The sequence below is a fragment of the Geodermatophilus sp. SYSU D01105 genome (assembly GCF_054050095.1).
This window is the reverse complement of sequence record NZ_JBJGYR010000029.1, coordinates 35,191-51,701: the sequence shown is the minus strand read 5'-3', so window position 1 is coordinate 51,701 and position 16,511 is coordinate 35,191. Positions and strand designations below refer to the sequence as shown.

Here is a 16,511-nt window from a genome sequence, read left to right as displayed (position 1 = left end):
GAATTCGAATCCGGGCGAGAACCGAGAGCTGACACTCTCGATCAATCAACCCAAAGAAACCCACAAAGGGGTTGTTACTTGGCACTGACTTTCGGCACGCTGTTGAGTTCTCAAGGAGCGGACGCGCTCGAACCCCAGCCTTTTCGGCCTTCGTTCGGGGCGGTGTCTCCACTTTACACCGAGCTCCGCATCAGTCAAACCGCGGGGTTCGTCTGGCGGTTACCAGGCTGGCGGCCCGGTCCGTTCTCGCTCGGTGCAGGAAGAACCATACACGGCCCTGAGGGGGCGTGCACGGGGGGGGGTCCCCCGACCGTTCTCCCGGCTCCGGGGACCCCGTCGTCCGAGGTCCTCGGCGCCCATCACGGGCGGCTCGTCGCCGTCCGGCCTGGACAGAGGTGGAACGCCGGCGCCGATCGCCGATCCCCGGTCCTGGGCCCTCGTGTCCCGAGGGCGGACCCGGGGCGGAGGCTCGCGCCTCCCGTTCCGCCGGGGCACGATTCCCGGCCCCCACGCCGGCCGCCCACCGCAACCGTGCTCCGCGTCGTCATGGAGACAGGGGTGGGGTCGCCGGTCGGGAGGAGGGACCCGGTGTCCCGACGTTGCCTCTCAACGCCGTGCCCGCGGGCCGCCTTCCGGCCGCGGCTGTGGCGTGGGTCTCGGTTCTCGCCCGGTGACCGGCGTGCGGCCGTCGGTGGACGGCGTCAGGCGACCCCGCGGGGCCGGAACTGCACGCTGACCCGTGGGCCGACGGCTTTGGCGGTCTTCGGGATGCAGTGCTCCCACGTCCGTTGGCAGGACCCGCCCATGACGACGAGGTCGCCGTGCCCCAGCGGGAAGCGCAGGCTCTCGCCGCCACCCACCGGGCGCAGCAGCAGCGGCCGCGGGGAGCCGAAGGAGACGATCGCCACCATCGTGTCGGTGCTGCGACCGCGGCCGATGCGGTCCCCGTGCCAGGCCACGCTGTCCCGCCCGTCGCGGTACAGGCACATGCCGGCGGTGACGAACGGCTCACCGAGCTCCTCGGCGTAGTGGGCGTCCAGTGCGCTCCGGGCCGCGGTCAGCAGCGGGTGCGGGAGGACCTCGTCGCCGCCGTACCACCGGAGCAGGCGCGGGACGGCGACCTCCCGCTCGTACATCTGCCGACGGTCGGCGCGCCAGCCGATGTCCCCGAGCAGCACCTCGAGGACCGCGTCGGAGCCGGACACCCACCCGGGCAGGTGGTCGACCCACGCGCCGCGGCTCAACCGGTGCCGGGTCACGGCGAGCGGCCCGAGCGTCGGCTCCTCGGCGAGGTCCCACATCGACGGTTGGTGCGCGAGCGACATGCGCGCAGGCTACGCCGGATCGAACGTGTGTACGAGTATGCCGCGGGCGGCTCGATCCCGGGCGACCGGCTGGGGGCGCTGCCTCCCTCAGGCGGTCAGGGCGAGCGCGAAGGGCAGCACGCGGGAAGCGCCGGCCAGCCGCAGCTCCCGGCCGGCGACCGTCATGGTCCATCGGGAGTCGGCCAGATCGTCCACGAGCAGCACCGGCACCGGTCCCATCGCCGAGAGCTGCTCGCGCAGCTGCGGGCCGACGACGATCCGCTGCCACACCCCGGCCAGGCGGAAGGCGCTGTTCCCGCCGGGCTGTCCGGTCGGGCCGCCGTGCGCGAGGGAGAGCTCACCGAGGTACGGCAACCGCCCGAGACCCGCCAGGCCCTGAGCGAGACCGGTCACCAGGCGCGGGCGCCGGCGCGACGGGACGGCGACGACCGCGGCCGGACGCTCGGCCCAGTCCCAGGCGCCGAGCACGCGGGCGCAGGCGCGGATCAGCTCGTCGTCCGGGAGGGTGTCGGCGACCGAGTGCCGCACCGGGACGTCGAAGGCGGCGTCCGGGTCCTCCTCGATCCCCGGTGCCTCCAGGTCGACGACGCCACCCACGCCGTCGTCCCCCAGCAGGGTGCGCAGCCGCTGCCCCCAGCCGAGGTCGGTGAGCCGAGCGACGGCCCGGCCCGGGTCGACCTGCTCGGCCGGGGCGATCTTGCCCTTCACGGGGACGCCCAGCCGGTCGGCGCCGGTCGGCCACTGCGCCCGCGGCGCGAGCTCGACACCGGGGCGGTCGAGCGCCGCCGAGGCGGCCTCGGCCGCCGCTTCGGGCACGTCGGTGGCGTACCAGGGCCCGGCGCAGACGTCGCAGCGCCCGCACGGCGCGGCGGTCGGGTCGTCCAGCGCCTCCTGGAGGAAGGCCATCCGGCACCGGGCCTCGGTCACCGGGCGGGCGTAGGTGATCATCGCCCGCTGCTCGGCCTCCCGGGTGCGGGTGACGCGAGCGTAGCGGTCGGCGTCGTAGACCCAGGGCTGCCCGGTGGCCCGCCAGCCGCCCTGCACCCGCTCCACGGCGCCGTCGACGGCGAGCACCTTGAGCAGCAGCTCCAGCCGCGAGCGGCGGACGTCGGCCACCGTCTCCAGCCGGGCCACCGACCACGCCTTCCCGTCGGCCATGGCCGACAGCACCGCCGCCGCGTGGTCCTGCCGGGGCATGGAGGAGGTGGCGAACCACTGCCAGATGGCGAGGTCCTCCGGGCCGGGCAGCAGCAGGACGTCGGCGTGCTCGACGGCGCGCCCGGCGCGGCCGACCTGCTGGTAGTAGCTGACCGGGGAGGACGGGGCGCCCAGGTGGACGACGAAGCCGAGGTCGGGCTTGTCGAAGCCCATGCCCAGTGCGGAGGTGGCGACCAGCGCCTTGACGGAGTTCGACCGGAGCGCCTCCTCGGCGTCGCGCCGGTCGGCGTCGTCCAGCCGCCCGGTGTAGGCGCGCACCTCGTGGCCGGCGTCGCGGAGCAGGGCGGCGGTCTCCTCCGCCGCGGCGACGGTGAGCGTGTAGACGATGCCGCTGCCCGGCAGGTCGGAGAGGTGGGCGGCCAGCCACGCCAGGCGTGCGCGGTCGGTGGGCAGCCGGAGCACGCCCAGGCGCAGCGAGTCCCGCGCCAGCGGGCCGCGCACGGTGGTGACCGAGACCCCGCCGGCGCCCAGCTGCTCGGCGACGTCGGCCACCACCCGCTCGTTGGCGGTCGCCGTGGTGGCCAGCACCGGCGTGCCCGGGGGCAGGGTGCCCAGCAGGTCGCGGATGCGGCGGTAGTCCGGCCGGAAGTCGTGCCCCCAGTCGGACACGCAGTGCGCCTCGTCGACGACCAGCAGCCCGCAGCGGGCCACCAGGCCGGGCAGCTGCTCCTCCCGGAACCGCGGGTTGGTCAGCCGCTCCGGGGACACGAGCAGGACGTCGACGTCGTCGGCGGCCAGCCGCGCGGCGACGTCGTCCCACTCCGTGGCGTTGGCGCTGGAGATCTCCACCGCGCGGATGCCGGCCCGCGCGGCGGCCGCGACCTGGTCGCGCATGAGCGCCAGCAGCGGGCTGACCAGCAGCGTGGGCCCGGCTCCCCGGCGGCGCAGCAGCGCGGTGGAGACGAAGTAGACCGCCGACTTGCCCCAGCCGGTGCGCTGCACGACCAGGGCGCGTTCCGAGCGCTCCACCAGCGCCGCGACGGCGGCGTCCTGCCCCTCGCGGAACGCGGCGTCGGCGCGGCCGGTCAGCTCGCGGAGGACCTCGAGGGCCTCGACGGCGAGGTCGGACGTCGGCGCGGCGGTGCTCATGCCCGCCGACACTAGGCACCCGGAGCGACAGGACCGGCCGCCGCGCGGATCCTGGGGATGATGGAGGAGGATCCACAGGCGATGCGACCGCCGGACAACCACGTGCACACCCACTGGTCCTGGGACACCCCCGACTCCGCGACGATGGTGCGCGCCTGCGAGCGCGCGGTGGCCCGCGGCCTGCCGGCCATCGCCTTCACCGAGCACCTGGACTTCACCACCTGGTCGCCCGAGGACCGCGCCACCGCCGAGGGCCTGGTCGACCGGCACGCCTCGCGCCACCTGCCGATCGACGTCGAGGGGTACTTCGCCGAGCTGGAGGAGTGCCGGGAACGCTTCCCCGAGCTGCGCATCTGGTCCGGGGTGGAGACCGGTGAGCCGCACCTGTTCGCCGCCAGCGTCGCCGGCCACCTGCGCGACGCCCCGGTCGACCGCGTGCTGGGGTCGCTGCACTCGCTCAGCCAGGACGGCCGGCTCTACGGCGTGGGCCGGCTGCTCTACCCCGACCCCGACACCACGATGCGCCGCTACCTGGCCGAGGTCGTCGACATGGTGGAGAACAGCGACGTCTTCCAGGTGCTCGCGCACGTCGACTTCCCCCGCCGGTACTGGCCGGGCGGCAGCGACCGCTACTCGGAGAAGGACTACGAGGAGGAGTACCGGGCGGTCTTCCGCGCGCTGGCGCGGACCGGCCGGGCACTGGAGGTCAACACCACCAGCCCGCTGGCCTCGGTCGACCAGGTGCGCTGGTTCCACGAGGAGGGCGGTGAGGCGATCAGCTTCGGCGGCGACGCCCACCAGCCGGCCGTCGTCGGCCAGCACTTCGACCTGGCGGTGGACGTCGTCGAGTCCGCCGGCTTCCGCCCCGGCCGGGACGCCTTCGACTTCTGGCGCCGCTGACCCCATCCGGTCCCGGCAAGTACTTCACCGCTAAGGCATCTGCCGCTAGGGTCGGCGGGTGACCTCTCCCCGCCGCGTCGTGATCGCCCTCGGCGGCAACGCGATGACCGGCCCGGACGGCTCGGCCACGCCCGGCGCCCAGCAGGCGGCGCTGGCGGCCGCCTCGGTGCACGTCGCCGAGGTCGTGGCGACGGGGGTCGAGGTCGTGCTGACCCACGGCAACGGCCCCCAGGTGGGCAACCTGCTGGTCAAGAACGAGCTCGCGGCGCACGAGGTCCCGCCGGTGCCGCTGGACTGGTGCGTGGCGCAGACCCAGGCGACCATCGGCTTCACCCTGGCCGACGAGCTCGACGCCGCCCTGGCCGCGCGTGGCCTCGCCCAGCGGACCGCGAGCCTGGTCACCCGCACGCTGGTCGACCCCGAGGACCCGCACTTCCGCGACCCGTCGAAGCCGGTGGGCCGGTTCCTCCCGCGGGAGAAGGCCGAGACCTTCATCGCGCACGGGCAGATCTGGGAGGACCGCGGCGAGCGCGGCTGGCGCCGGGTGGTCGCCTCCCCGGAGCCGCGGTCGGTCGTCGACGTCCCCGCGATCTCCGCCCTGGCGAGGGCCGGCTTCGTCGTCGCCTGCGCCGGCGGGGGCGGCATCCCGGTGGTGGACGACGGCGGTGCCCTCCGCGGGGTCGAGGCGGTCATCGACAAGGACCTCACCGCCGCCCTGCTGGCCGCCGAGCTGGGCGCGGACACGCTGGTCATCGCCACCGACGTCCCGAACGTGATGGTCGACTTCGGCACCCCGCACGCCCGGCCGCTGGGCCGGGTGACCGCCGCGGAGCTGCGCGCGCACGCCACGGCCGGGCAGTTCGCCCGCGGCAGCATGGGCCCCAAGGTCGATGCCGCCCTGCGGTTCGTCGAGGGGACCGGCGGGCGCGCCGTCATCACCAGCCTCGAGCACATCTCCGACGCCGTCCACGGGGACGACGCCGGCACCGTCCTGCAGAACGACCCTCTCGCCCCGACGAAGGAGAAGTGATCCCGTGCCCGCACCGATCGAGGTCCGCAAGGTCCCGCTGCACAACGTCAGTGACGCCTCCGAGCTGGCTCGGCTCATCGACGAGGGCGTCATCGAGGCCGACCGGGTCGTCGCCGTGATCGGCAAGACCGAGGGCAACGGCGGCGTCAACGACTACACCCGGATCATCGCCGACCGCGCGTTCCGCGAGGTGCTGCAGGAGAAGGGGACCCGCTCGGCCGAGGAGGTCAAGCAGATCCCGATCGTGTGGTCCGGCGGCACCGACGGCGTGATCAGCCCGCACGCCACGATCTTCGCGACCCTGCCCGAGGACGCCGTGGAGAAGACCGACGAGCCGCGGCTGACCGTCGGCTTCGCGATGAGCGAGAAGCTGCTGCCCGAGGACATCGGCCGCATCTCGATGGTGGAGAAGGTCGCCGACGGCGTGCGCCGGGCGATGAAGGAGGCCGGCATCGAGGACCCGGCCGACGTCCACTACGTGCAGACCAAGACGCCGCTGTTGACCATCGAGACGATCCGCGACGCCCACGAGCGCGGGCAGACCACCTACTACGACGAGCCGCACGGGTCGATGGACCTGTCCAACGGCACCACGGCCCTGGGCATCGCCGTCGCGCTCGGCGAGATCGAGATGCCGACGCAGGAGCAGGTCATGCGCGACCTGTCGCTGTTCTCCTCGGTGGCGTCGTGCTCGTCGGGCGTGGAACTGGACCAGGCACAGATCGTCGTCGTCGGCAACGCCCGCGGGCACGGCGGCAACTACCGCATCGGGCACTCGGTGATGGAGGACGCCCTGGACCAGGACGGCATCTGGAACGCCATCCGGGACGCCGGCCTCGACCTGCCCGAGCGTCCGCACCACACCGACCTCGGCGACCGGCTGGTCAACGTCTTCCTCAAGTGCGAGGCCGACCCGACCGGCAAGGTGCGTGGCCGGCGCAACGCCATGCTCGACGACTCCGACGTGCACTGGCACCGGCAGATCAAGGCCACCGTCGGCGGCGTGACGGCCTCGGTCACCGGCGACCCGGCGGTGTTCGTCTCGGTCGCCGCCGTGCACCAGGGCCCGTCGGGAGGCGGCCCGGTCGCCGCCATCGTCCGTGCGTGACGACAGCCCCGGGAGCACCGCAGCGAGCTCTGCGAGCGAGGAGCGGACCGGGGCGCGGAGTCGCGCCGTGGACGAGGCCTGACCCACCGCTGACGAGGCGCCGGTCCCGGGCTCCGGGACCGGCGCCTCGCCGCGTTCACGCCGCGAACTGCACCCGCGCGGCCTCCTCGCAGATCGGGTCGAACGGCTCCCGACGCACGCGGTTGTGCTCGGCATCGGCGTCGCAGGCGCGGTAGGCCTCGGCATCGACGAGGTCGCTGGTGACGGCGGAGCTCCACGCGCCCCGGCGCAGCCCCGCGTCCACCCCCAGCCGGACGTCGAGCAGGCCCTCGACGGGCAGGGCGGCGATCGCGTCGAGCGCCGTCCGGAGGAGCGAGGGGTCGACGCCCGGGCGCACCCGGCCGACCACGACGTTGCGGATCACCGCTCCAGTCTGAGCGAGATCAGCCGCGTGCCCGGCGGCGACCGGGCCCGCGGTCAGGGCAGGATCGCGTCCACGTAGCCGCCGTCGACCCGCAGGGCGCCCCCGGTGGTCGCCGAGGCCAGCGGCGAGGCCAGGTAGACGCACATGTTCGCGATCTCCTCGGGCTCGATCAGCCGCTGGAGCAGCGAGTTGGGCCGGTGCAGGCGCATGAACTCCCGCTGCGCCTCGTCCCAGGGCAGGTCGCCGACGAGGGAGCGCACGAAGTCCTCGACGCCGCCGGTGTGGGTCGGCCCGGCGATCACCGAGTTGACCGTGACGCCCGACCCGGCGGCCTCCTTGGCGAAGCCGCGGGCCACGGCGAGCAGGGCGGTCTTGGTGACGCCGTAGTGCACCATCTCCGCCGGGATCACGACCGCCGAGTCGCTGGCGATGTACTGCACCCGGCCCCAGCCCCGCTGCCGCATGCCGGGCAGGTACGCGCGGGTCAGCCGGACGGCGGTGAGCACGTTGGTCTCGAAGTAGCGGCGCCACTCGTCGTCGGGGATCTCCAGCACCGGCTGCGCGCCGAAGACGCCGAGGTTGTTGACCAGGACGTCGGCGTCCGGGACCGCGGCCAGCAGCGCGGCCGTGCCCTCGTGGGTCGTGACGTCGCCGGCGACGGTGGCGACCTCGGCCCCCTGGACCTCGGACCGTAGCCGGTCGGCCGCGCCGGCGAGCTTGCCGTCGTCCCGCCCGGTGAGGACGACGGCGGCGCCGGCCCGCGCCAGTCCGGTGGCGATGGCCAGGCCGATGCCCTGCGAGGAACCGGTGACGACGGTCCTGCGGCCGCTCAGGTCGATCTGCACGCGAGGAGCAAGGCAGCGGGACAGCCGGGTGTTCCACCGCGTCCGAGCGGCACGGCACCCAGGAGCGGTGGGTGCCCTGATCTACGGTGGCCGCCGGCAGTCGGCGGAGGGGCCGGGCCGGACGGGAGCGCAGCCAGGTGAACGGGTCCGCCCGCGTGCAGCGCGCCCTGCCCGCGGTCTTCCTGGTCCTGGTCGCCGTGCTCGACGTCGCCGCCGGACCCGAGCAGGTCGTCCTGGGGCTCGTGGGCCTGGCCCCCCTCGTCGCGGCCACGGTGCTCGGCCGGCGGGCCACCGTGGCCTACGGCGTCCTGGCCCTCGGCCTGGCCGCCGCGCTGGGCGTCTACGACCGGCAGTACACGGCCGAGGCGCTGCCCGCTCAGCTGGTGCGGCTGGTGCTGATCGCCCTCGGCAGCCTGCTGGCGGTCGGCGCCTGCACGCTGCGCCTGCGGCGCGAGGCCGAGCTGGCGCGGCTCAGCGCCGAGGCCGCGGCGGCGCAGGCGGTCGTGGAGACGGCGGAGACCCTGCAGCGCCACCTGCTCGGCGATCCGCCCGACGTGGCACCCGTGCAGACCGCCGTGCGTTACCTGGCGGCCAGCCGGCACGCCCGGGTGGGCGGCGACTGGTACGACGCCTTCCGGCTCGGGGACGGGCGGACCATGCTGGTCATCGGCGACGTCGCGGGCCACGACGCACCGGCCGCGGCGGTGATGGCGCAGACCCGCGGGATGCTGCGCGCCCTCGGCCCGACCGTGCCCGGCTCGCCGGCCGCCGTCCTCACCGCCCTGGACGCCGTGTTCGCGGACCTGCGCGTCGGGACGCTGGTCACCGTGGCCGTGGCGACGCTGGACCCGGGCGCCGACGGCGCGACCGTGCTGCGCTGGTCCAACGCCGGGCACCCGTCGCCGGTCCTCGTCCGCGCGGACGGCCGGGTGCAGCTGCTCGAGCGCCCGGCCGACCCGCTCCTCGGCGTCACCCACACGGCCCGGCGCGCCGACCACGAGATCCCGATGGGTCCCGGGGACACCGTCGTCCTCTACACCGACGGCCTCGTGGAGCGCCGGCAGGCGACCCTGGACGACGGGGTGACCGAGCTGGTCGCGACCCTGGAAAGGGTCGGCCACGAGCCGCTGGAGCAGCTCTGCGACGGCGTGCTGGGCGAGCTCGGCAGCCGGGAGGACGACGTCGCCCTGCTGGCCGTCCGGCTGCCCGGTCAGGAGTCCTCGCACGCCAGGTAGGCGGGCGGGACGGCGACGACCAGCCAGACGCCGTTGGCCGAGCGGGTGAACCGCGCGCCCGCCGCCGCGAGCCCCGCCGCGTCCACCCGCAGGACGACCGGCGTCCCGCGCCGGCCGCCCACCCGGCGGGCGGTGGCGACGTCCGCACTCAGGTGGACCGCGTGCCGCCGACCGGGTCGCAGCCCCTCGGCCAGGATCGCCGGGAGGAACCGGGCGACGGTCCCGTGGAACAGCACCGGCGGCGGGGCCTGCGGCGCGTACCCGAGGTCGACCGCGACGCTGTGACCCTGGCTGGCGCGGATCCGCGTGCCGGTGTCGTCGAACGCGAACCGGCGCTTGTCGTCGGTCGCGACGACCTGCTCCAGCGTCGCGTGGTCGACGCCCAGCGCGGCGAGCAGCCGGTCGACGTCGGCCCAGCCGGCCGCGTCCAGGGCCAGACCGGCGCTCTCCGGCGCGTGCCGCAGGAGGTAGGACAGCCGCTTGCCCAGCCGGACGACGTCCCGACGGTCCATGCCGCTACGGCCGCCCACCCAGGTCGGCGGTGATCCGGCGGGCGGTCTCGACCAGCAGGGGGACGACGGTGCGTTGCAGTTCGCCCTTGCTGGACCGGCCCACCGAGGTGGACGACGCCAGCGCGGCCACCACCTGCCCGGACCGGTCGCGGACCGGCGCCGAGGCCGACAGCAGCCCGGCCTCCAGCTCCTCGGCCACGACCGACCAGCCCTGCTCGCGCACCCGCGCGAGCTCGGCACGCAGCGCCGAGGGGTCGGTGACGGTGTTGGGCGTGATGGCCCGCAGCGGCCTGCGGTTGAGCGCGGCGTCGACGACCTCGGTCGGCGCCCAGGCCAGCAGCACGCGGCCCATCGAGGTGGCGTAGGCGGGGACCCGCGTGCCGACGGAGACGTTGATGCTCATGATCCGGCGCACCGGCACCCGGGCGACGTAGACGACCTCGTCGCCGTCCAGCGTGGCCAGCGAGGCCGACTCGTGGGTCTCCTCCGCCAGCCGGAGCAGGTGCGGCTGGGCCAGCTCGATGAGCGCGTGCGACGCGGTGTAGTGCTGCCCGATGGAGAGCACCCGCGGGGTCAGCGACCAGCGCCCGCCGCGGCCCCGGACGTAGCCCATCCGCTCGAGGGTGAGGAGGAACCGCCGGACCGCCGGCCGCGAGAAGCCGGTGATCTGCGCCAGCTCGGCCAGCGTCGGCTCCGGGTGCTCCGCGTCGAAGGCCAGCAGCACCGCGATCCCGCGCTCGAGGCTCTGCACGTGGTCGCGGTCGCCGTTGGTGCTCTCGCGCTCGCCCTCGGACATCGCCACCCATCTTCGTGCACGGCGGGGGTTGACGGACCCGCGTGACCCGCAGTCCCTGCACGCCATGCGGTCAGTGAGTACGCAAAGCGTACAACCGGCGAGGAGGAGCACCGTGCCCGACCCGCGCAGCACCCGCAACGCCTTCGGGCGGTTCGCCACCGGCGTCACCGTCGTCACCTGCGCCAAGGACGACGGCGTGCCGCACGGCGCCACGGTCAACGCGTTCACCGCGGTCTCCCTGGAGCCGGCGCTGTGCCAGGTGACGCTCACCCGGCAGTCGAAGGCCTGCGGGTACCTCGAGAGCGCGCCGTTCGCGGTCAACGTCCTCGCCGCCGACCAGCGGGACACCGCGTGGCACTTCGCCGGCCGCCCGCAGGACCCGGAGCCCGCGTGGGCCGACGGGCCGACGGCGCCGGTGCTCGTCGGCAACGCCGCGACCATCTCCTGCCGGCCGTGGCGGACCTACGACGGCGGCGACCACGTCATCGTGATCGGTGAGGTGGTCGACCTCGACGTCACCGACGCGGACCCGCTGCTGTTCTTCGGCGGCCGGTTCCGCGAGCTGGCCGCGCCGGCCACCGGCGTCCACTGGGGCGGGTCCCTCGACTGCCCCGAGTTGGGCTGGTTCGACGCGACGACGGCCTTCCCGGCGCTGCACCCGCACTCCTCCCGGGCCGCGTCCTGAGAAAGGCCCCGTCCCTCCTCGGGACGGGGCCAGCCGCACCACCCGTTCCACCGCACGGCCGCAGTCCCGACTCCACCGACGAAGGAGGGTCCCTGTGACGCTCGAGCAAGAACGCGAGACGGTCAGCCCCCGCACGCCCACCGAGCCCGGCAAGGCCACGGCCACCCGGCCGATGACCGGCGACGAGTACATCGAGAGCATCCGCGACGGACGGGAGATCTGGCTCTACGGCGAGCGGGTGCCCGACGTCACCACGCACCCGGCCTTCCGCAACCCGGTCCGGATGACCGCCCGGCTCTACGACTCGCTGCACGACCCAGAGCAGCAGAAGGTCCTGACCGTGCCGACCGACACCGGCAGCGGCGGCTTCACCCACCCGTTCTTCCGTGCGCCGCACTCGAGCGAGGACATGGTCCGCGACCGCGACGCGATCGCCCACTGGGCCCGGATGTCCTACGGCTGGATGGGCCGCTCACCGGACTACAAGGCCAGCTTCCTCGGCACCCTGGGCGCCAACAGCGAGTTCTACGCGCCGTTCGAGGACAACGCGAAGCGCTGGTACCGGGAGTCGCAGGAGAAGGTCCTGTACTGGAACCACGCGATCATCAACCCGCCGGTCGACCGCAACCTCCCACCGGACGAGGTCGGCGACGTCTTCATGAAGGTGGAGAAGGAGACCGACGCCGGGCTCATCGTCTCCGGCGCCAAGGTCGTCGCCACCGGCTCGGCGATCACCAACTACAACTTCATCGCCCACTACGGACTCCCGATCAAGAAGAAGGAGTTCGCGCTCATCTGCACGGTGCCGATGGACGCGCCGGGCGTGAAGCTGATCTGCCGGACGTCCTACACCCAGCAGGCCGCGGTCATGGGCAGCCCGTTCGACTACCCGCTGTCGAGCCGGATGGACGAGAACGACACGATCTTCGTCTTCGACAAGGTGCTCGTGCCGTGGGAGAACGTCTTCCTCTACGGCGACATCGAGAAGATCAACGGCTTCTTCCCGGTGTCCGGCTTCATCCCCCGGTTCACCCTGCACGGCTGCACCCGCCTGGCGGTCAAGCTGGACTTCATCGCCGGCCTGCTGCTCAAGGCGCTCGAGGCGACCGGCAGCAAGGACTTCCGGGGCGTGCAGACCCGGGTGGGTGAGGTCATCGGCTGGCGCAACGTCTTCTGGGCGCTCACCGACGCGATGTGCGCCAACCCCGACGAGTGGGTCGGCGGCACCACGCTGCCCAAGCTCGACTACGGGCTGACCTACCGGATGTTCATGATCCAGGGCTATCCCCGGGTCAAGGAGATCATCGAGTCCGACGTCGCCAGCGGGCTGATCTACCTCAACTCGCACGCGATCGACTTCCAGACCCCCGAGGTCCGCCCCTACCTGGACAAGTACGTGCGCGGGTCCAACGGCATCGAGGCCGTCGACCGGGTCAAGGTCATGAAGGCCCTCTGGGACGCCGTCGGCACCGAGTTCGGCGGCCGCCACGAGCTCTACGAGCGCAACTACTCCGGCAACCACGAGAACGTGAAGGCCGAGCTGCTCTTCGCCGCCGAGGCCCAGGGCACCACGGGCTCGATGAAGGGCCTCGCCGAGGCCTGCCTCGCCGAGTACGACCTCGACGGCTGGACCGTGCCCGACCTCGTCGGCAACGACGACGTCTCCTTCTTCGCCAACCGCCGCTAGCCGGAGTGGATCCGGCTGCGTTCCGCGGACGGATCCGCTCCACCACACCACCGACAGGAGAGATCCCATGACCACCGTCGAGCAGAGCAGCCCGACCGCGGCCGGCTCCGGCGCCAACGCCACGGCGTCGTTCCGGAGCACCGAGCAGTACCGCGGCGGGGACGCCGCCACCGTCTCCCCGGAGCGGGTCAGCACCGTGGCCAAGGCCGTCCTGCAGGGCGTGCACCAGGCCATCCGCGAGCACGACGTGACCTATCCGGAGTTCCAGGCCGCCAAGGCCTGGCTGATCGAGGTGGGCGAGGGCGGCGAGTGGCCGTTGTTCCTCGACGTCTTCGTCGAGCACGTCGTGGAGGAGGTCGCCGCCCGCACGCAGACCGGCACCAAGGGCAGCATCCTCGGCCCCTACTACCTGCCCGGCCAGAAGCGGCTGCCGGCGCAGGCCACCCTGCCCATGCGGGACGACGAGGTGGGCACGCCGCTGGTGTTCAGCGGGCAGGTCCGCGACGTCGACGGCACCCCGCTGCCCGGCGCCGAGGTCGACATCTGGCAGGCCGACGACCAGGGCTACTACTCCGGCTTCGCCCCGCACCTGCCCGAGGGCAACCTGCGCGGGGTCGTCGTCACCGACGACGAGGGGCGCTTCGAGATCCGGACCATCCAGCCCGCGCCCTACCAGATCCCCACCGACGGCCCCACCGGCAAGCTGATCACCGCCGCCGGCTGGCACCCGTGGCGCCCGGCCCACCTGCACCTGCTGGTGCGGGCGCCCGGCCACCGCACGATCACCACCCAGCTGTACTTCGCCGGCGGCGAGTGGGTCGACAGCGACGTGGCCGAGGCGACCAAGCCCGAGCTGATCCTCGACCCGCAGGACCAGGGCGACGGCACCCGGGCGGTCACCTACGACTTCGTCCTCGAGCCGGCCTGAGACCCGATCCCGTCCTCCCCGCCCCGGCACGCCCGGGCGGGGAGGACGGCCGCTCCGCGGAGGGAAAGACCATGAGCGACCTGACCATCGAGCGCGTCGAGACGGTGGTCCTCGACGTCCCCCTGCGCCGTGCCCACCGCTTCGCGCGGACCGGCATGGACGCGCAGCCGGTCCTGCTGGTCACCGTGACCACCCGCGGCGGCGCGCGCGGCGTGGGCGAGGGCGTCGTCCCCGGCGGGCCGTGGTGGGGCGGCGAGTCGGTGGAGACCATGCAGCTGGTCATCGAGCGGTACGTGACCCCGCTGCTGCTCGGCCGCCGGGTCGACGACATCGCCGGCATCCAGCAGGCGGTCAACGACGTCGTCAACGCCAACCTCTACGCCAAGGCCGCCGTGGAGGTGGCGCTGCACGACGCGTGGGCCCGCAGCCTCGGCGTCCCCGTGCACACCCTGTTGGGCGGCCTTGCCCGGACGTCGATCCCGGTCACCTGGGCGCTGGGCACCGAGTCCGCCGCCGAGGTGGTCGAGGAGGCCCAGGCCAAGCTCGCCGCCGGGCTGCACACCAGCTTCAAGCTCAAGATGGGCGCCCAGGAGCCCGAGGACGACGTCGCCCGCGTCACCGAGATCGCCTCGAAGCTGGCCGGCGAGGCCAGCGTGCGGGTCGACGTGAACGCCCGGTGGGACCTGATGACCTCGCTGCGCTGGCTGCTGCGGCTGGCCGAGGCCGGTGTGGACCTCGTCGAGCAGCCGGTGCCCGGCGCCGAGGTGGAGTGGCTGGCCGAGATCAACGCGGCGCTGCCGATCCCGGTGATGGCCGACGAGAGCCTGCGGACTCCGTCGGACGCGCTGCGGTTGGTGCGGCTGCGGGCCGCCGACGTCTTCTCCCTCAAGACCACCAAGTCCGGCGGGCTGCGGTACACCCGCCAGATCGCCGACGTCGCGGCCGCGGCCGGCGTCCCCTGCCACGGCGGGACGTCGATCGAGGGCCCGATCGGCACCGCGGCCTCGCTGCACCTGGCCTGCGCGATGCCGGGCGTCACGTACGGCAGCGAGCTGTTCGGCCCGCTGCTCATGCGCGAGGAGCTGCTGACCGAGCCGCTGCGCTACGCCGACGGTCACCTGCACCTGCCCGAGGGCCCGGGGCTGGGCGTGGAGCTCGACCCGGCCGCCGTCGCCCGCTTCAGGAGGAGCTGAGCATGCTGTTCCACGTCCGCATGGACGTCGCCGTCCCACGCGACCTCGACCCCGCCGAGCGCACCGACCTGCTGGCCCGGGAGAAGGCCCGCGCCCTGGAGCTGCAGCGCACGGGCACCTGGGTGCACCTGTGGCGGGTGGTCGGCCAGTACAGCAACATCAGTGTCTTCGACGTCGACAGCTCCGACGAGCTGCACGAGATCCTCTGGAACCTGCCGCTGTTCCCGTTCATGACCATCGCGGTGACGCCGCTGACCCAGCACCCCTCGGCACTGTCGGCCAACCCGTGACGTCGGTCGAGGAGCGGCTGCGGCGACTCGAGGACGCCGAGTCGATCCGGGGCCTCGACGCCGCCTACTGCCGGCTGCTCGACGACGGCGACTGGCCGGCGCTGGTCGGGCTGTTCACCCCGGACGGCGTGTTCGACGGGTTGTCCCGGGTGCAGGGCCGCGACGACCTGCTCGCCTTCTTCTCGGGGCTGGCCGGCGGCGGGCTGACCGCCTTCTGGCACCACGTGTCCAACCTCGAGGTCGCGGTGGACGGCGACACCGCCGCGGTGCGCTCGCTGCTGTGGCAGCCGTGCGTCGTCGACGGCGTGCCGCACGTCGCGGCCGGTCGGTACGCCGACGATCTGGTCCGCACCGGGGAGGGGTGGCGCTACCGGGTCAAGCAGGTCCGGTTCTCCTACTGGGCACCGCTGGCGGTTGGATGGGACCAGCACCGTTTCACCCTCGAGGCGGCCCGCAGCGCCGCCGTCCCCGGGAGAGCTCTGTAGATGACCGCACGCCTGCACTGCATCGACGAAGGCCAGGAGGGGGCGCCGGTCCTCGTGCTCGGCCCCTCCCTCGGGACCGACACCGGGCTGTTCGACGCCCAGGCCGAGGCGTTCGCCGACCGCTTCCGCGTGGTGCGCTACGACCTGCGCGGGCACGGCGGCTCGGAGGTGGTCCCCGGGCCGTGCACGATGGCCGACCTCGCCGCCGACGTGCTCGCCCTGCTCGACCGGCTCGGGATCGAGCGCTTCTCTTACGCCGGGGTCTCGATCGGCGGGGCGATCGGCCAACAGCTGGCCCTCACCGTGCCCGAGCGGCTGGAGAAGCTGGCGGTCATCGCCTCGGCCGCGCAGTTCGCCGACCCGCCCTCGTGGACGGCCCGAGCCCAGCAGGTGCGCGAGCAGGGCACGGAGGCGCTGGTCGGGTCCCGGACCGGCACGTGGTTCACGGCCGCCTGGGCCGAACAGCACCCCGACGAGGCCCTGCGGCTGCTGAAGATGCTGCGCGACACCCCGCGCGAGGGCTACGCCGCCTGCTGCGAGGCGATCGGCGCGTTCGACGTCCGCGACCGGCTGGGCGAGATCGCAACGCCGACGATCGTGCTGGCCGGCGCTGAGGACCCGGCCACCCCGCCGGAGATGGTGCGGGTCATCGCCGACGGCATCGGCGCGGAGTTCGTCGTCGTCCCCGGGGCGGCGCACCTGCCCAACGCCACCGACCCGGAGACGGTGAACGCCGCGCTGGCCCGCCACCTGACCTGAGT

Annotated in this window: 17 protein-coding genes; 11 read left to right on the top strand and 6 right to left on the bottom strand. The window is 73.8% G+C overall.

Annotation, left to right across the window (positions count from 1 at the left end; all coding sequences use genetic code 11):
- Window positions 1-701: 701 nt before the first annotated feature.
- Both ACI79I_RS21775 and ACI79I_RS21770 read right to left on the bottom strand, forming a co-directional pair.
- Window positions 702-1,325: an alpha-ketoglutarate-dependent dioxygenase AlkB gene (locus ACI79I_RS21775; RefSeq protein WP_456994412.1), complete on the bottom strand. Its 624-nt coding sequence runs from the start codon at window positions 1,323-1,325 to the stop codon at window positions 702-704.
- A gap of 87 nt (window positions 1,326-1,412) precedes the next feature.
- Window positions 1,413-3,632 (bottom strand): DEAD/DEAH box helicase, encoded by a 2,220-nt coding sequence (locus ACI79I_RS21770; protein WP_456994411.1) that lies wholly within the window; start codon window positions 3,630-3,632, stop codon window positions 1,413-1,415.
- An 81-nt stretch (window positions 3,633-3,713) separates the two neighbouring features.
- Here ACI79I_RS21770 and ACI79I_RS21765 point away from each other — a divergent pair, with 81 nt between their 5' ends.
- Genes ACI79I_RS21765 through bar form a run of 3 tightly spaced genes read left to right on the top strand, consistent with a single transcriptional unit; the run spans window position 3,714 to window position 6,670 of the window.
- On the top strand, window positions 3,714-4,532 hold the full coding sequence (locus tag ACI79I_RS21765; RefSeq protein WP_456994410.1) for a PHP domain-containing protein: 819 nt from the start codon (window positions 3,714-3,716) through the stop codon (window positions 4,530-4,532).
- Between the two features lie 58 nt (window positions 4,533-4,590).
- Window positions 4,591-5,562, top strand: a complete 972-nt coding sequence (arcC, locus tag ACI79I_RS21760) for a carbamate kinase (RefSeq protein ID WP_456994409.1) — start codon at window positions 4,591-4,593, stop codon at window positions 5,560-5,562.
- Window positions 5,563-5,566: 4 nt separating this feature from the next.
- The gene (gene bar / locus ACI79I_RS21755; RefSeq protein ID WP_456994408.1) at window positions 5,567-6,670 is read left to right on the top strand and encodes a barbiturase; all 1,104 of its coding nucleotides are present in this window, start codon (window positions 5,567-5,569) and stop codon (window positions 6,668-6,670) included.
- A gap of 136 nt (window positions 6,671-6,806) precedes the next feature.
- Here bar and ACI79I_RS21750 read toward each other — a convergent pair whose 3' ends face one another.
- Window positions 6,807-7,094 (bottom strand): Dabb family protein, encoded by a 288-nt coding sequence (locus ACI79I_RS21750; RefSeq protein ID WP_456994407.1) that lies wholly within the window; start codon window positions 7,092-7,094, stop codon window positions 6,807-6,809.
- A 53-nt stretch (window positions 7,095-7,147) separates the two neighbouring features.
- Window positions 7,148-7,939: an SDR family NAD(P)-dependent oxidoreductase gene (locus tag ACI79I_RS21745; RefSeq protein ID WP_456994406.1), complete on the bottom strand. Its 792-nt coding sequence runs from the start codon at window positions 7,937-7,939 to the stop codon at window positions 7,148-7,150.
- Between the two features lie 137 nt (window positions 7,940-8,076).
- On the opposite strand from ACI79I_RS21745, the gene ACI79I_RS21740 reads away from it, so the two are divergent.
- On the top strand, window positions 8,077-9,174 hold the full coding sequence (locus ACI79I_RS21740; RefSeq protein WP_456994405.1) for a PP2C family protein-serine/threonine phosphatase: 1,098 nt from the start codon (window positions 8,077-8,079) through the stop codon (window positions 9,172-9,174).
- Here ACI79I_RS21740 and ACI79I_RS21735 read toward each other — a convergent pair.
- Window positions 9,150-9,686 carry an RNA 2'-phosphotransferase gene (locus tag ACI79I_RS21735; protein ID WP_456994404.1) on the bottom strand — a complete coding sequence of 179 codons (537 nt, stop codon included), beginning with the start codon at window positions 9,684-9,686 and terminating at the stop codon, window positions 9,150-9,152. The genes ACI79I_RS21740 and ACI79I_RS21735 overlap by 25 nt on opposite strands.
- 4 nt (window positions 9,687-9,690) lie before the next feature.
- On the bottom strand, window positions 9,691-10,482 hold the full coding sequence (locus ACI79I_RS21730; protein WP_456994403.1) for an IclR family transcriptional regulator domain-containing protein: 792 nt from the start codon (window positions 10,480-10,482) through the stop codon (window positions 9,691-9,693).
- Between the two features lie 112 nt (window positions 10,483-10,594).
- Here ACI79I_RS21730 and ACI79I_RS21725 point away from each other — a divergent pair, with 112 nt between their 5' ends.
- The 7 genes from ACI79I_RS21725 (at window position 10,595) to pcaD (ending at window position 16,509) form a co-directional block, all read left to right on the top strand.
- On the top strand, window positions 10,595-11,167 hold the full coding sequence (locus ACI79I_RS21725) for a flavin reductase family protein (protein ID WP_456994402.1): 573 nt from the start codon (window positions 10,595-10,597) through the stop codon (window positions 11,165-11,167).
- A gap of 94 nt (window positions 11,168-11,261) precedes the next feature.
- Window positions 11,262-12,854, top strand: a complete 1,593-nt coding sequence (locus tag ACI79I_RS21720) for a 4-hydroxyphenylacetate 3-hydroxylase N-terminal domain-containing protein (RefSeq protein ID WP_456994401.1) — start codon at window positions 11,262-11,264, stop codon at window positions 12,852-12,854.
- Window positions 12,855-12,921: 67 nt separating this feature from the next.
- Window positions 12,922-13,782, top strand: coding sequence for a catechol 1,2-dioxygenase (gene catA / locus ACI79I_RS21715; RefSeq protein ID WP_456994400.1), 861 nt, complete (start codon window positions 12,922-12,924; stop codon window positions 13,780-13,782).
- 71 nt (window positions 13,783-13,853) lie between these two features.
- Window positions 13,854-14,975 (top strand): muconate/chloromuconate family cycloisomerase, encoded by a 1,122-nt coding sequence (locus ACI79I_RS21710; RefSeq protein ID WP_456994399.1) that lies wholly within the window; start codon window positions 13,854-13,856, stop codon window positions 14,973-14,975.
- Between the two features lie 2 nt (window positions 14,976-14,977).
- The gene (gene catC, locus ACI79I_RS21705; RefSeq protein WP_456994398.1) at window positions 14,978-15,265 is read left to right on the top strand and encodes a muconolactone Delta-isomerase; all 288 of its coding nucleotides are present in this window, start codon (window positions 14,978-14,980) and stop codon (window positions 15,263-15,265) included.
- Window positions 15,262-15,750 carry a nuclear transport factor 2 family protein gene (locus ACI79I_RS21700; protein WP_456994397.1) on the top strand — a complete coding sequence of 163 codons (489 nt, stop codon included), beginning with the start codon at window positions 15,262-15,264 and terminating at the stop codon, window positions 15,748-15,750. The genes catC and ACI79I_RS21700 overlap by 4 nt, the downstream gene beginning before the upstream one ends.
- A complete protein-coding gene (gene pcaD, locus ACI79I_RS21695; protein ID WP_456994396.1) occupies window positions 15,751-16,509 on the top strand; it encodes a 3-oxoadipate enol-lactonase in 759 nt (252 codons plus the stop codon).
- Window positions 16,510-16,511: the final 2 nt, after the last annotated feature.